Below are 14,827 nucleotides of genomic sequence, written 5' to 3' on the forward strand. Positions count from 1 at the left end.
TGATCCAATCCGGGGGTCGGCGGGGCCTCGTCGTGCCAGACTGTCGGCGTGACCGCAGCCGTCGAAGCAGATCGTCGCTTCGCAGTCCCGCTGTACTCCGTGACCGATGCGGCGCGACACATCAACGTCTCGAGGAGCACCTTCACCACGTGGGCTCGTGGGTACGAGCACCGGCCCGTCGGGCGGGCACCCGTGACCGGTGCGCCTGTCATCACGTCGATCCCGCGCGACGACAGCGGGCCGACGATCCCGTTCATCGGACTCGCGGAAGGCTACGTCCTCTCCGCGTTCCGCAAGGCCGGGGTCCCCCTCCAACGCATTCGCCCCGCCCTTGAGCAGCTCCAGGAGCAGCTCGGGATAGACCACGTCCTCGCGTCGCGATCGCTGTACACCGACGGTGCGGAGGTGCTCTACGACTACGCGGAGAGCGAGGGGGACACGCCCGAGGCCCGGTCGGCCCGGAGCCTGGTCGTGGCGCGCAACGACCAACTCGTGTTCCGCGAGGTCGTCGACTCCTACCTCCGCAGGATCGATTTCGCCGACGACAGGTACGCCCGCGTGATCCATCTGCCTCAGTACGGCTCCGCCGACGTGATCGTCGATCCGGAGCGGTCCTACGGGATCCCCATCTTCGCCACGGGCGCCGTACGCGTGGAGATCGTCCTCCGCAGGTTCAAGGCGGGTGAGTCGTTGGCAGACCTCAGCGCAGACTTCGGAGTGCCGGAAGACCAACTCGTCGACGCCCTCCGTGTCCACACCGCAACCGCCGCCTGAGGGCTTTCCGCGGTTCTTCCTCGACCGCAGCGTCGGCAGGAAGATCGTGCCCGCCGGTTTGCGTCGGGCAGGCATCGAACTCGTGACGCTCGCCGAGCGTTACGGGATACCCGAGGACGAGCAGGTGACCGACGTCCAGTGGATGCGAGACGCCGCGGCGCACGGTGAAGCCGTCCTGATGTGCGACGACGCGATCCGAAGCGGAACCCCGCGGAGCGCGCGGTGCTGCTGGACGCTCGTCTCAAAGCGTTCGTCGTGAGCAGCCAGATCGCCGGGACCGAGGTGGTCGCGCGCTTCGTCTCGAACCTGCCTGCGATCGAACGGGCCTGCCGGCGGGACGGCCCCTCGTCTACCGCATACACCCGGACCGAATCGAACGCCGGGCTCTGCGTTCGGGCTTCTAGTGGTCAACCCGGCGTCCGCGCCGGCGACTCTCATGCCTGAGCGTGCACATCGCCGGCAGCGAGGCTCACACGTGGATGTCCGCTTCGTCCGGGACCCAGCGCAGCACCTCGCCGGGTTGGCAGTCCAGGACGCGGCAGACGGCGTCGAGGGTGGAGAAGCGCACGGCCTTGGCGCGGCCGTTCTTGAGCACCGCGACGTTGGCCGGGGTGATCCCGACGGCGTCGGCGAACTCGGCGACGGACATGCGGCGGCGGGCGAGCAGGACCTCGATGTCGACGACGATCGCCACTAGACCACCGCCTCGAGCTCGCGGCGCAGCCCGGTCGCGGTGCGGAGCAGCCCCAGCATCACGGTCATGAGCAGCGCGAACGCCACACCCAACAGGCCGATCCCGCCGCCGACGAGGATCAGGCCGGGCGCGTCGTCCAGCTCGCCGACGAGCGCGGCCATCCCGGCCACGAGCAGGGCGGCGAGCAGGCCCGAGGCCGCGATCACCCACACCCACCGGTCCGCGGACGCGTCGAAGATGACCTCCCGCTCCACCCGGGTCAGGAGCACCCACAGCGCGACGAGGCCCAGCTCCAGGCAGAGCAGGGCGAGCACGGGAGCCACCATGAAGACCACGTCGAGCCCGTCGACCGGCCGGGCGAGCTGGGTCAGCGGGACGACGACGAGAAGCACCTGGGCGGCCAGCGCGGCGAGGGCCAGGGCGACGAGCACCACGCGCAACGCGCGGATCACGACGGGAGTCATGTATCGACTTTCGAGCGATACCTATCGAAAGTCAATGGATGTCGGGCACGAAAAAGCCCGCACCGTGCGGTGCGGGCTGGTTCGGGGCTCAGTTGCGGCGGGCGCCGTCGAGCTCGGCCAGGTAGCCCTGGACCGACGAGCCGGAGGTGGCGGAGAGCGAGCTGCCCAGGACCTTCTCGGCCAGCTGGGTGGAGAGGGTCCCGACGTCCCCGCGCAGGCTCTGCTCGGCGGCGGCACGCTGCGCGGCGATCTGCTCGGCGGCGGCGGCACGGATGCTCGCGGCGTCCTGCTCGGCGGCCGCACGGAGCTCGGCACGCACCTCGGCGCCCTCGGCGCGGGCCGCGTCCCGGATCGAGGCGGCCTCGGCGCGGGCCTCGGCGACCTGGGACTGGTACTGCTCGGTGAGCCGCGCGGCCTCGGCCCGGGCCTCCTCGGCGCGGGCGAGCCCACCCTCGATCCGGTCGGCGCGCTCGGCGTAGATCTGCTCGAACTTCGGCAGGATCATGCGGGAGAGCAGGACGAACACGGCCGCGAACGCGACGAGTCCGACGATGATCTCGGTCAGGTCGGCGCCCAGCGGCGCCTCGATCCCGGTGAAGACGTAGAGCAGGTAGGCGAGCAGGACAGCCCCGATCACCACTGCGACGAGGGCTGCACCCTTCGCGTTCTTGCCACCGGACCCGTGCTCGGCCATCGAACCCTCCTTCTCTCCGCTGTAGAAGATATGTGGTCGGGTGTCCGTTGCGCCACCGACCCCGGCACGATGGTCTCGTGCAGACCGACCGGACGGGCCATCGCTACCCGCTGGACACCCCGCGGTGGCGTGGCGAGGACGGTTCGCCGCTGGCCGTGGAGCCGGGGCCCGGCCTCACCCGCGAGCAGGTCGATTCGAGCGTCCGGTCCCAGTGGCGCTACGCCGCGGCGCTGCCGCTCGCGGTCCCCCCGGTGTCCCTCGGCGAGGGCTGTACACCGCTGCTGACCAGGGAGTTCGACGGCCTGCCGGTCCACCTCAAACCGGAGTGGTTCAACCCCACGGGCAGCTTCAAGGACCGTGGCAGCACGGTCATGGTCTCGGTGCTCAAGGCCCAGGGCGTCGGCGCGATCCTGGAGGACTCCAGCGGCAACGGCGGCTCGTCGGTGGCCGCCTACGCCGCCGCGGCGGGGATCACAGCGACGATCCTCGCGCCGGCGTCGACCTCCCCGGCCAAGATCCAGCAGAGCCGCGCGCACGGCGCCACCGTCGAGCTGGTGCCGGGCGATCGGCAGGCCACCGCGGACGAGGCCGTGCGGCGCGCCGCGACGACCCGCTACGCCAGCCACAACTGGCACCCCTTCTTCCTGCAGGGCACCAAGCTGCTGGCCTACGAGATCTGGGAGGACCTCGGGTTCACCGCGCCGGACGCCGTGCTCCTCCCGTGCGGCGCGGGCAGCCTGGTCCTCGGCTGCCGCACGGGTTTCGACGAGCTGGTCGCCGCCGGGGCGATCCCGCGCGCCCCGCGGCTGCTCGTCGCCCAGCCCGAACACTGCGCCCCGCTGGTCCGGAAGTTCCACGCGCAGCCGCACCGCGACCCGCTGCCCACGATCGCCGAGGGCACGGCGATCGCCCGCCCCGTCCGGGCGGCCGAGGTGCTCGACGCCGTGCGCGCGACGGGCGGGGACATGGTCGCCGTGCCGGAGGGGGCGATCGGCCCCGCCACCCTCGAGCTCGCCCGCACCGGCCTCTACGCCGAGCCGACCAGCGCACAGGTGCTCCCCGCGCTCCGGGCCTTCCGGCGTCGCGGCTCGCTGCGGGAGGACGACCGGGTGGTCGCGGTCCTGACCGGCTCGGCCCTCAAGGCGGCCGACGCGGTCGCGGCGCTGATGGTGCAGGACGTCCCGTCGGTGCGGTCGTCTCCACAATCCTGAGTACGCAGTTCTGCCACCTGGTGCCGGCTCCAGGTGGGGGTCATGCTGGTTCGGCTCAAGGACCTACGCGTCGGGGGGAGCCGACGCGTGCCCCTCGGTCCCCGGCGCCCTGCTTCAGGGCGCCGGGGGTCGAATCGCGTCGAGCACCCTGCCGATCCGACGCTGGCGGGTCGTCTCCGTCTTGGCGTCCACGACCGCCCGGACGTGCTCCTTGCGGTGGCTGAAGGCCAGGGCGTCGAACCGCTCGCGCAGCCCCTCGGCCGCCAGCACGGCCGCGAGGTCGCTCGGGACCTCGACGGTCCGCGGCGCGGTGTCCAGGGCGATGTCGACCTCCACCTCGTCCCCGGCGGCCACCCCCGCCGCGGCGCGGTGCTCGGCGCTGAGCGGCACCAGCGCGCGGCCGCCCATGACGCCGACCGTGGTCCGGTAGGTGTAGTCGCCGATCGTCACGGTCACCGCGGGGCGCTTCGCGGACCCGAGCTCCGCCAGCACGGCGGCCGGGATCTCGAGGCCGGTGGCGGTCTTGCCCCCGAGCTCGACGGTCGTCCGGAATCTCATGGCGCGAGTATGGGCCTGCGCTCCCCGAACCGGGTCGCCTGCTCGAAGCCGTAGGCCGCCTGGAGCAGCGCGAGCTCGCCGCGGTGTCGCCCGACGAGCTGCAGGCCGATGGGCAGCCCGTCCGGGGTGAACCCCGCGGGCACCGACAGCGCCGGGTGCCCGAACGCCGAGATCAGGTACGCCGAGCGCATCCAGTCGATGTAGGACCCCTGCGCGACGCCGGCGATCTCCGTCGGGTACTCCATCTCGACGGGGAACGGGGGGACCTGCGACACGGGCAGCGCGAGCAGGTCGTAGGTCTCGAAGAACACGCGCATGCGCTGGTAGAGAGCGGAGTGCAGGATCTCGGCGCGGGCCACGTCACCCCCGGACAGCCGCCGTCCCTCCTCGATGTTGCCGACCAGCGTGGCCTTCATCCGGTCCCGGTGCCGGGTGAGCAGCGAGCCCATCGACAGGGCGAAGTACCAGGCGCGCAGGGTGCGGAAGACCTCGTCGGCACCCCGCAGATCGGGGTCCGCCCGCTCGACGACGGCGCCCAGCTCGGTGAACGTGTGGACCTGTCGTTCGAGGACGGCGGTGACCGCGGCGTCGACGGGGATCGTGCCGCCGAGGTCGGGGGACCAGGCCACCCGCAGGCCGCGCAGGTCGCGCTCCAGGGGGACGTCGAACAGCGTGCCCGGGGCGTCGATCGCGATGGGGCTGCGCGGATCCGGCCCGGCCATGACCGACAGCAGCAGCGCGACGTCGGAGACGGTGCGCGCCATGGGGCCGCGCACGCTCATCGTGGAGTAGGCGGCCTCGTCCGGCCAGTTCGGCACCCGCCCCGGGGCGGGCCGCAGGCCCACGACGTTGCAGAACGACGCGGGGTTGCGCAGCGAGCCGCCCATGTCGCTGCCGTCGGCGAGCGGGTGCATGCCGGTCGCCAGCGCCGCCGCGGCGCCCCCCGAGCTGCCCCCGGCGCTGCGGTCGGGCGCGTAGGGGTTGCGGGTCACCCCGAAGACGGGGTTGAACGTGTGCGACCCGGCGGCGAACTCGGGCACGTTCGTCTTCCCCAGCGTGATCGCCCCGGCGCGCTTGAGCCGCTCGACCACCAGCTCGTCGGTGTCCGGGACGTGGTCGGCCAGGATCGGCGAGCCCTTCGTGGTCCGGATGCCCGCCGTGGCGTGGGTGTCCTTGTGCGCCATGGGGAACCCGTGCAGCGGCGGGAGGTCCTCGCCCGCGGCGAACCGGGCGTCGGCGGCCGCGGCCTCGGCCAGCGCCCGCTCGGCGGTCAGCGTGACGACGGCGTTGACCCGCGGATTGGCCGCCTCGATCCGGTCGAGGTGGGCCCGGGTCAGCTCGCGCGCCGAGATCTCCCCCGCGCGCAGGGCGGCGGCCATCTCGCGGGCGGTCGCGAAGCAGACGTCGTCCATGGATTGGACCGTATCGCCCATGCGGGCCCGATCGTCGCCGTCAGGTCGGGTCGGCGAGGAACGCCCTCCCCGCCGCGGCGAGGTGCGCCGGGTCGTCCACCCCGCACAGCTCGCGGGCGGAGTGCATCGACAACACCGGGATCCCGACGTCCACGGTGCGGATCCCCAGCCGAGTGGCCGTGATCGGGCCGACCGTGGTGCCGCAGGGGACGGTGTTCTTCCCCACGAACACCTGCGTGGGGACGCCGGCGGCACGGCAGGCGCGCTGCCAGGCGGCGGCACCGGGGGCGTCGGTGGCGTAGCGCTGGTTGGCGTTGACCTTGAGGGTGGGCCCGCCGTTCGGGATGCTGCGGTGGTCCGGGTCGTGGCGCTCCAGGTAGTTGGGGTGCGCCGCGTGCGTCACGTCCACGGACAGGCACCGCGACCCCGCGAAGATCCGGTCACGGACGTCGAAACCGCCTGCGAGACGGGTCAGCAGCGTCTCCAGCAGCGGGCCCGCGGCGCCGGTCGCGGAACCGGAGCCGATCTCCTCGTGGTCGAAGCCGACGAACACCGGGGTCGTCCCGTCGGCGTCCGCGCCGGTCAGCGCGTCGAGGCCGGCGTGCACGGAGGCCAGGTTGTCCAGGCGGGGGCAGGCGAGCAGCTCCCGGTCCCGACCCAGCCGGGCGGGCGGGGTGAGGTCGAAGACCACGAGATCGTGGGCGGCCACCTCACCCGGGTCGACGCCGACCTCGGCCGCCAGGAACTCGACCAGGTCGCCCTCGCGGGCGGCGCCGAGGCCCCAGATCGGGAGCATGTGACGCTGGGCGTCCAGCTCGAGACCCTGGTTGACCTGGCGGTCCAGGTGGATCGCCAGCTGGGGGACGCGCAGCAGCGGGCGGTCGACGAGGACCGGGACGAGGCTGCCGTCGTAGAGCGCGAGCCGGCCCGCCAGCCCGAGGTCGCGGTCCAGCCAGGAGTTCCACAGCGCGCCGCCGTAGATCTCCACGCCGACCTGGCGCCAGCCGCCGGCCCCGGTGTCCGGGCGCGGCTTGACCTTCAGCGTGGGCGAGTCGGTGTGTGCGGCGAAGATCCGCAGGGGGCTCGGGGCGGCGCCCTGTCGCCAGGCGAGCAGCGTCCCGTCCCGGATTAGGTAGCGCCCGCCCGGGGTGGGGTCGAACTCCGCCGACTCGACCTGCTCGGTGAAGCCCGCGGCCCGCAACCGGCGGACCCCCTCCGCGACCGCGTGGTAGGGCGTCGGCGACGCGGTGACGAAGGCGGCGAGGTCCTGCGCACGGTCGGTCACGTCCGCATCCTCGCATCCGCCGATGCGCGGCCCGCAGAGTGACGCTCGGGACGCCCAAGCGCCACTCAGCGACGCTTGGGACGCCCAAGCAGCACTCGCCCGTCTCGGTGACGCTTGGGACGCCCAAGCACCGCTGAGCGACGCTTGGGACGCCCGAGCAGCACTCGGCCCGACCCGGTGACGCTTGGGACGCCCAAGCGCCACTGAGCGACGCTTGGGACGCCCAAGCGGCACCCGGCCCGACGCGTGACACCCGCCCTCCCGGGTCAGGGGAACAGCGTGCGCAGTTCGGGGCGGTTGAGCTTGCCGCTCCCGGTGCGGGGGAGGGCGTCCACGATCTCGATGCGCTTCGGGTTGTGCATGCCCCGCAGGTCGGGGTTGGCGGCGCACCAGGTGGCGATCTGTTCCACGGTGACGCCGTCCTTGTTGGGCACCACCACGGCCGTCACCTGTTCCACCCAGCGCTCGTGGGCCGTCCCGATCACCGCGACCTCGGCGAGGTCGGGGTGGTTCGCGAGGTGCTCCTCCACCATCTGCGGGAACACGTTCTCCCCACCGGAGACGATCATGTCGTCGATCCGGTCGACGTAGTGGAGGTAGCCGTCGGCGTCCTGGGACATGAGGTCGCCGGTGCGGAACCACCCGCCGTCGGACCACTTCTCGGGCACGTCGATGTTCCAGTAGCCGGGTGTCACGGCGTCTCCCTGCACCCACAGCTCGCCGACACCGTCGTCCCCCGGTCGCAGGTCCGGGCCCCCGTCGACCGGCACGAGCCGGGTCCGGACGATCTGCTCCAGCGGAGTGCCCATCGAGTCCGGTCGCCGCTCCTGTCCGGGGCCGTAGGTCACGACGAGGCCGTTCTGCTCGGTCTGGCCGTAGATCTCCACGCCCTTGATCCCGGTCCCCGCCTCGAGCCGGTCGATCGCGGCGGTGGGCGTGCGGGAGCCGCCGAACATGCAGATCCGGAAGGAGTCCAGGACCACCGGCGCCTGCACCGTCCGGTTGCCGACGTCGATCATCATCGTGGAGATCAGGCCGCCGAAGGTCGGGCGCAGCCGCTGGGCGAGCTCGAGCCAGCGTGTGACGTCCCAGCGCGGCATGAAGGTGATCTGCCCGCCGAGCAGCAGCAGTGGCAGGCTCGCCAGCTGCAGCCCGCCGACGTGGAACAGCGGCATGCAGTTCAGCACGTGGTCGGCGCCGGTCAGCTCGTAGCGACCGATCGCGCCCTCGGCCTCGGCGACGAGGTTGCGGTGGGTCTGGCGCACCCCCTTTGGGACCCCGGTGGAGCCCGAGGTGTACATGATGCAGGCGTCCTCGCGGTCCAGGCGGGGCACGACCTGCGCGGTGGGCTCGCGGGCCGCCAGGGCGTCGGCGAGCTCGGCGGTGGTGAGCAGGTCGGGGCCCTCGTCCCCCAGCACCGCCGCGACCCGGTCGCGGTCGGTGGGGAGCACCACGAGCACCCGCACCCCCGAGTCCAGCACGGCGTGGCGCAGCGGTGCGTCGGGGAACATGTGGTTGAGCGGGACGCCGACCGCGCCCGCCTGCCAGGTCCCGAGCAGGCCGACCAGGTACTCGAGGCAGTTGGGCAGGAAGAACCCCACCCGCTCGCCCGGCGCCACCCCGCAGTCCCGCAGGTACGTCGCGAAACGGGCCCCGCGGTCGGCGTACCCGGCGTAGTCGATCTCGACGTCGTCCAGCCGGAGCGCGACCTCGGACCGGTGGGCCGCCGCGCTGCGGCGCAGGAGCGTGGCGATGTTCATGGCGGTCCTCCTCAGCCGGACCGCGCGCCACGTGCTCACGCCGTCGTGAGGTGATCAGGGATTCACTATAGGAACCTACCCGGCCGGACCTGGGGCGTCACGCACTGCTTCCGCCGACCCCGGCGCGAGCAATCTCCTCGGCCCCGCGGGGCGAAGCCGCGGCGGCGTGTGGGGCCCGGGAGGTGGAGGCGGGTGTTCGGGGCCCGCGCCATGATGGGTGGGACCGCGTCGACGACCGGAGGTGGAGATGACCGCGAGCACGGGCGCCCGCACGGTGACGCTGCCGTCGGGGGAGCGCATCGCCGCGCTGGGCCAGGGCACCTGGTACCTCGGGGAGGACCCGGCGCGGCGGGCCGCGGAGATCGCCGCGCTGCGCACCGGTCTCGACCTGGGCCTGACCGTCGTCGACACCGCCGAGATGTACGGCCGGGGCGCGTCGGAGGTCCTGGTCGGCGAGGCGATCGCGGGCCGGCGGGACGAGGTGTTCCTCGTGGACAAGGTGCTGCCCGGCCACGCCACCGCGGCGGGCACGGTGCGGGCGTGCCGGGAGAGCCTCGCCCGGCTCGGCACGGATCGGATCGACCTCTACCTGCTGCACTGGCGGGGTTCGGTCCCGCTCGCGGACACCCTGGCGGGGTTCTCCGAGCTGCTCGACGCGGGGGCGATCCGCTACTGGGGGGTGAGCAACTTCGACGTCGACGACATGACCGAGCTGATGGACGTGCCGGGCGGGGCCGGCGTGTCGACGGACCAGGTCCTCTACAACCTCACCCGGCGCGGGCCGGAGTACGACCTGGCCCCCTGGCTGCACCGCCACCGCGTCCCGCTGATGGCCTACTCGCCGGTGGAGCAGGGCCGGCTGCTCCACGAGCCCACCCTCGCCGCGATCGCCCGCCGATACGGCGCGACACCCGCGCAGGTCGCTCTCGCCTGGGTCCTGCGCACGGACGGTGTCATGGCGATCCCGTGCTCGGGCGATCCCGAGCACGTGCGAGAGAACGCCGCCGCCCTGGACGTCCGGCTGACGACCGAGGACCTCGCCGCCCTCGACGGCGCGTTCCCGCCGGCCCGGCGCCCGACCCCACTGGAGATGCTCTGACCCAGGCGGGTCGGGCCGGCATGCTCGACCGCGATGGTCGACGTCGTGGTGGTGGGGGCCGGGTCCGCCGGATGTGCGCTGGCCGGGCGGCTGGCGGCGCGCGGGGACCGCTCGGTGTGCCTGCTCGAGGCCGGGCCCGCGTCCACCCTGCCGGACGTGACCTCGGTGGCGTCCCTGGCCGCGACGGCGCCGGGGCACCCGCTGAACTGGGCGTACTCGGCGGAGCTGGTGCGCGATCGGGTCGTCGCGGTGCCGCGTGGGCGGGTCGTCGGCGGCTCCGGGGCGATCAACGGCGCGTACTTCGTGCGGGCCGTGCCCCAGGACTTCGCGGACTGGGCGGTGCCGGGTTGGGCCGCGGCGGACGTCGCGCCGTTCTACACCGCGCGTGACCTGGACTTCGGCTACGGCGAGGGTCCGTTGCGCCTGCGCAGGCCCGCGGGTGACCTGCTCGCACCGGTCACCCCGGAGTTCCTGCGGGCCTGCGCGGCGCTCGGTTGTCCGGCGGAGCCCGACAAGAACGCGGGCGGCCCCCCGGGCGCGGGCCTGATCCCGAGCAACGCCGCCGACGGCGTCCGGATCAGCACCGCGACGGCCTACCTCCCGCCGCCGTGGGGGGCCGCCCCACGGGCCGGGCTGGACGTGCGGACGGACGTGCGGGCCCTGCGCGTGGTCGTCGAGCGGGGGCGGGCGGTCGGCGTCGAGACGACCGCGGGGATCGTCGCCGCGGGCGAGGTGGTGCTGTGTGCGGGGGCGGTCGGCTCGCCGCACCTGTTGCTGCACAGCGGGATCGGGCCGGCCGAGGTGCTGCGGGCGGCGGGCGTGCCGCAGCGGGCGGAGCTGCCGGTGGGGCAGGGGTGGTCCGATCATCCGAGCGTCTACCTGCCCTTCCGGTGGCCGGGCGCGCCACCGCACCCCGACGCCGTCGCCGGACAGGCGGCGCTGCACCTCGACTCCGGCTCGGACCCCGCGGGCGACCTGGAGATCCTGCTGTTCGCCCGGCCCTTCACCCCCGACGGTCCCGTCCACCTCATGTGCGCGCTGCAGCGCCCGGAGAGCCGCGGGTCCCTGACGATCACCTCCGCCGACCCGCTCGCGCCGCCGCGGCTGGACTACCGCTACCTGCGCACCGAGGCCGACCGCCGACGGCTGCGCGCCGCCGTCCGGATCGCCGCGGACCTGCTGCGGGTGGCGGACCTGCACCGCGAGGGGCCGGACGGCGCGACCCTGGGCGTCGACCGCCGCCTCGACGGCTGGATCAAGGAGGTCCTGACGACCTCGGTGCACCTCTGCGGCAGCGCCGCCCTCGGCCGGGTGGTGGACCCCGAGCTGCGCGTCCTGGGCGTCGAGGGCCTGCGGGTCGCGGACACGAGCGTGCTGCCCGTCGTCCCCCGCCGCGGCCCCGCCGCCACCGCGGTCATGGTCGGCGAACGCGCCGCCGCCCTGCTCTCCTCGTGAGCGGCGATGGTCGCCAGGGCGACCATCGCCGCTCACGGGTGCTCAGGGGCGGGTGCCGAAGGCCGGGCGGCCGAGCTGCTCGGGAAGCAGGCGGTAGGCGTCCCGGACCCACTCGCACAGCACGGCCCGGCTCTCCCGCGGGTCGATCAGGTCCTGCACGCCGAACCGCTCGACGGTCCGGAACGGGGACGCCAGCGTCTCCAGCTCCCGCTCGATCCTGGCGATCTCCGCGGCCCGGTCCGCCACGCCCGCCAGCTGCGCCCGGAACGCGGCCTCGACGCCGCCCTTCGCCGGCAGCGAGCCCCAGGTCGCCGAGGGCCAGGCCCACGTCCGGTTCGCCCGGTGCCGGTTGACGATCCCGGCCCCGCCGACGCCGAACACCCGCCGCACGATGATCTCGGCCTGCGGGATCCGCGCCTGGTAGACGGCCGCGATGGCCCGCACGCCGAAGCGGATGGTGGCCTTGCGCTCGGCGCCGGAGCCGATCGACGCGCCGCCCTGGTCGGTGAGGCTGACCAGCGGCAGGTGGAAGGTCTCGCAGAGATCGACCAGCCAGGTGATCGCCTGCGCGCCCTCCGCGGAGATCGTCACGCCGCGGGTCGGGTCGGTGGCCACCACGCCGACGGGGTGACCGTCGAGCCTGGCCAGCGCGGTGACCGTCGCCCCGCCGTACTCGGCGTAGCGGAAGACCGAGCCCCGGTCGAAGACCGCCTCCAGCAGCGCGTCCACCGCGTAGGGCTCGCGCGGGTTGCGCGGCACCGCGTGCAGCAGGCCCGCGTCCGCGCGGTCCGCCGGGTCCTCGGTCGGCACCACGGGCGGCACCTCGAACACGCTCGACGGCAGGTAGGACAGGAAGCCGCGGATCACCCCGAACGCCTCGGGCTCGGTGCGGACGAACCGCTCCACCAGGCCGTTGTCCCGGTGCACCGCCGCGCCGCCCAGCTGCGCCTTCGTCAGGTCCTCGCCCGAGCTGCCCTGCACTACCGGCGGCCCCGCGGTGAACACCTGCCCGATGCCCTCGACCATCAGCGCCAGGTGCGACATGGCCAGGCGGGCGGCGCCGAGCCCCACCGTCGGGCCGAGGCAGGCGGACACGACCGGGACCAGCGACATGTTCTCGACGACCGCGTCCCACCCGGGATTGACCGGCAGGTAGTGGTAGCCGTTGCGCTGCGCGGTGACCACGCTGCCGCCGCCGCTCGCGCCGTCGAGCAGCCGGACCACGGGCAGCCGCATGGCCCCCGCGTACTCCTCGGTGAAGACCTGCTTCTGCCAGATCGCGGCGTCCCCGGAGCTGCCGCGGATGGTGAAGTCGTCCGCGCCGACGACCGCGCGGCGCCCGTCGATCCGCGCCGTGCCGGACACGAAGTTGACCGGGAGCAGCGCGGTGAGCTCGTGGTCCTCGGAGTAGGTCGCGAAGCCGGTGAGCGGGGCGATCTCCGAGAAGGACCCCTTGTCCACCAACGCGTCGATCCGCTCGCGGACGGTCAGCCTGCCCGTCTCGTGCTGGCGGGCGACCTTGGCCGGGCCGCCCATCTCGCGGGCCAGGGCGCGGCGGGTGTGGACCTCCTCGGCCTCCCGGGCCCAGCCCTCGTCCGCGGCGATCTCGGGGGCGGCCCCGACCTCGTCCGCCTCCGCGGGCTCCAGCACCAGCAGTGGCGCCCCCTCCTCGACGACGGCCCCGACCTCGGCGAGCAGGGTGCCCACGGTTCCGGCGGTCTCGGCGCGGACGGTGAACTCCATCTTCATCGCCTCGATGACCAGCAGCCGCTCGCCGCGCCGGACCCGCGCGCCGGGCTCGACGGCGTACTCGAGGAGCACCCCGTCCATCGGCGCGGTGACCCCGTCGGGCGGCGCGGTCTCGACCTCCGGTGCCGGCGCGGTCGCGGGGAACCGTCCGGGGAGCGTGGTGCTCCGCAGCTCGGCGAGGTGTGCCGCCACGAACCCCGTGTCCGCCGGGCCGCCGGTGAAGTCCGGGTGGGTCAGGACCGCGCGCAGGAACGGGATGGTGGTGGCCGGGCCCTCGATCCGGAACTCGGCCACTGCGGCGTCGACCCGCCGGGCCGCCTCCGGGAAGGTGGCGCCGCGCGCGATCACCTTGGCGAGCAGGGAGTCGAAGCGCGGGCCGGTGCGCAGGCCCGCGTAGCCGTAGGTGTCCACGCGGACGTGCGGGCCGGCGGGCGGGTCGAACGCGGTGAGCAGGCCCGCGCGGGGTCGGGGGGTGCCGTCCGCGTCGAGCTCCTCGGTGTTGACCCTGGCCTGGATCGCGAACCCCCGCGGCGCGGCGTCCAGCGCCGGCAGCGGACCGCCCTGTGCGAGCCGGATCTGCGTCTCGACGAGGTCCACCCCCCGTGACCTCCTCGGTCACGGTGTGCTCGACCTGCAGGCGGGGGTTGAGCTCGAGGAACCAGACGTCCTCGCCCTCGACGAGGAACTCGACGGTGCCGAGGCTCTCGTAGCCGACGTGCTCCCCGATCCGGACCGCGTGCTCGTGGAGCCGCCGTCGCACGGCGGGATCGAGGAACGGCGCGGGCGCGATCTCGATCAGCTTCTGGTGGCGGCGCTGGATCGAGCAGTCCCGTTCGCCGAGGTGGCGCACCCGGGTGCCGTCTCCGACGATCTGCACCTCGACGTGCCGGGCCGCACCGAGCAGTCGCTCGACGTACACCTCGCCGGTGTCGGCCTCGGACCGGCAGCGGGCGTACGCCTCCGCCAGGTCGGCGGGGTCGGTGACCTCACGCATGCCGCGTCCGCCGCCGCCGGACAGCCCCTTGACCATCATGGCGCCGTGCTCGGCCAGGAACGCGGCGGCCTCCGCCGGGGAGGTGGGGCCGAGTGTGCCGGGGAGCACCGGGACGCCGGCGTCGGACGCCGCGGCGCGGGCGCGGACCTTGTCCCCGAACAGGTCCAGCAGCTCGGGACGGGGGCCGACGAAGATCAGACCCTCCGCCGCGCAGCGCCGCGCGAACGCGGCGTTCTCGCTGAGGAAGCCGTAGCCGGGATGGACGAGCTCGGCGCCTGCGCGCCGCGCGACCTCGACCAGCGCGTCCTGGTCCAGGTACCCGGGGATCTCGTGCGCCTCGTCGGCGAGCGTGACGTGCGGTGCCGCCGCGTCCTCCGCGGCGTACACGGCGACGGTCCTCAGCCCCTGCTCGCGGGCGGCCCGGACGAGCCGGACGGCGATCTCGCCCCGGTTGGCGACGAGCAGGGTCACGAGGCCTCCAGGACGTGCGGCGGGCCTCGGTTGTACCCACGCACACGAGAACCGGTCAAGCGTTCGTTCAGCAGCCCTCACCACCCTGTGAGCGGCACTAGTCGCTGGAGCGACTAGGGCGTGTCCTGTAGGGGTTCTGACCTGGCTTCGGTGATCATGGCCGGGTGGTAGGGCGTGGTGAGCTGACCGAGAAGGCGTGGGCACGGA

13 protein-coding genes and 1 pseudogene are annotated in these 14,827 nt (G+C 73.8%); 5 read left to right on the plus strand and 9 right to left on the minus strand.

Annotated elements, in window-relative coordinates; genetic code table 11:
• The first annotated feature begins 48 nt into the window (after positions 1-48).
• Together BLS43_RS10445 and BLS43_RS10450 are read left to right on the plus strand one after the other, a co-directional pair.
• Entirely contained in the window at positions 49-774 is a 726-nt protein-coding gene (locus BLS43_RS10445; RefSeq protein WP_093081186.1) for a DUF433 domain-containing protein, read from the plus strand.
• The gene (locus BLS43_RS10450; RefSeq protein WP_093081191.1) at positions 749-1,033 is read left to right on the plus strand and encodes a PIN-like domain-containing protein; all 285 of its coding nucleotides are present in this window, start codon (positions 749-751) and stop codon (positions 1,031-1,033) included. The genes BLS43_RS10445 and BLS43_RS10450 overlap by 26 nt, the downstream gene beginning before the upstream one ends.
• A gap of 210 nt (positions 1,034-1,243) precedes the next feature.
• Here the strand turns inward: BLS43_RS10450 and BLS43_RS10455 are convergent, their stop codons facing one another.
• From BLS43_RS10455 to BLS43_RS10465, 3 genes are all read right to left on the minus strand, one after another.
• A complete protein-coding gene (locus tag BLS43_RS10455; RefSeq protein ID WP_093081196.1) occupies positions 1,244-1,468 on the minus strand; it encodes a helix-turn-helix domain-containing protein in 225 nt (74 codons plus the stop codon).
• Positions 1,468-1,932 carry a DUF2975 domain-containing protein gene (locus BLS43_RS10460; protein ID WP_093081201.1) on the minus strand — a complete coding sequence of 155 codons (465 nt, stop codon included), beginning with the start codon at positions 1,930-1,932 and terminating at the stop codon, positions 1,468-1,470. Before BLS43_RS10460 ends, BLS43_RS10455 begins: the two co-directional genes overlap by 1 nt.
• Positions 1,933-2,020: 88 nt before the next feature.
• Entirely contained in the window at positions 2,021-2,626 is a 606-nt protein-coding gene (locus BLS43_RS10465; protein ID WP_093081206.1) for a F0F1 ATP synthase subunit B, read from the minus strand.
• A gap of 77 nt (positions 2,627-2,703) precedes the next feature.
• On the opposite strand from BLS43_RS10465, the gene BLS43_RS10470 reads away from it, so the two are divergent.
• Positions 2,704-3,837 carry a pyridoxal-phosphate dependent enzyme gene (locus BLS43_RS10470; protein ID WP_218129771.1) on the plus strand — a complete coding sequence of 378 codons (1,134 nt, stop codon included), beginning with the start codon at positions 2,704-2,706 and terminating at the stop codon, positions 3,835-3,837.
• A 114-nt stretch (positions 3,838-3,951) separates the two neighbouring features.
• Here the strand turns inward: BLS43_RS10470 and BLS43_RS10475 are convergent, their stop codons facing one another.
• From BLS43_RS10475 to BLS43_RS10490, 4 genes are all read right to left on the minus strand, one after another.
• Positions 3,952-4,395: a YdeI/OmpD-associated family protein gene (locus tag BLS43_RS10475; RefSeq protein ID WP_093081211.1), complete on the minus strand. Its 444-nt coding sequence runs from the start codon at positions 4,393-4,395 to the stop codon at positions 3,952-3,954.
• A complete protein-coding gene (locus tag BLS43_RS10480) occupies positions 4,392-5,807 on the minus strand; it encodes an amidase (RefSeq protein WP_093081216.1) in 1,416 nt (471 codons plus the stop codon). The genes BLS43_RS10475 and BLS43_RS10480 overlap by 4 nt, the downstream gene beginning before the upstream one ends.
• Before the next feature lie 40 nt (positions 5,808-5,847).
• Positions 5,848-7,092: a M18 family aminopeptidase gene (locus BLS43_RS10485; RefSeq protein ID WP_093081221.1), complete on the minus strand. Its 1,245-nt coding sequence runs from the start codon at positions 7,090-7,092 to the stop codon at positions 5,848-5,850.
• Positions 7,093-7,358: 266 nt separating this feature from the next.
• Entirely contained in the window at positions 7,359-8,852 is a 1,494-nt protein-coding gene (locus BLS43_RS10490; RefSeq protein ID WP_093081226.1) for a class I adenylate-forming enzyme family protein, read from the minus strand.
• A 247-nt stretch (positions 8,853-9,099) separates the two neighbouring features.
• Between BLS43_RS10490 and BLS43_RS10495 the strand changes: the two genes are divergently transcribed.
• Both BLS43_RS10495 and mftG read left to right on the plus strand, forming a co-directional pair.
• Complete coding sequence (locus tag BLS43_RS10495; RefSeq protein WP_093081412.1) at positions 9,100-9,951, plus strand: aldo/keto reductase; 852 nt, start codon at positions 9,100-9,102, stop codon at positions 9,949-9,951.
• Positions 9,952-9,984: 33 nt separating this feature from the next.
• Entirely contained in the window at positions 9,985-11,406 is a 1,422-nt protein-coding gene (gene mftG / locus BLS43_RS10500) for a mycofactocin dehydrogenase MftG (RefSeq protein WP_093081231.1), read from the plus strand.
• 42 nt (positions 11,407-11,448) lie between these two features.
• On the opposite strand, the gene BLS43_RS10505 is transcribed toward mftG, so the two are convergent.
• Positions 11,449-13,752 carry an acetyl-CoA carboxylase family protein gene (locus BLS43_RS10505; RefSeq protein WP_218129772.1) on the minus strand — a complete coding sequence of 768 codons (2,304 nt, stop codon included), beginning with the start codon at positions 13,750-13,752 and terminating at the stop codon, positions 11,449-11,451.
• A gap of 61 nt (positions 13,753-13,813) precedes the next feature.
• Positions 13,814-14,824, minus strand: a pseudogene (locus BLS43_RS31975) (biotin carboxylase N-terminal domain-containing protein); the annotation flags it as partial.
• Positions 14,825-14,827: the final 3 nt, after the last annotated feature.

Origin of the sequence: Pseudonocardia oroxyli, from assembly GCF_900102195.1 — a bacterium.
In the GTDB taxonomy this organism is placed as follows: Bacteria; Actinomycetota; Actinomycetes; order Mycobacteriales; family Pseudonocardiaceae; genus Pseudonocardia; species Pseudonocardia oroxyli.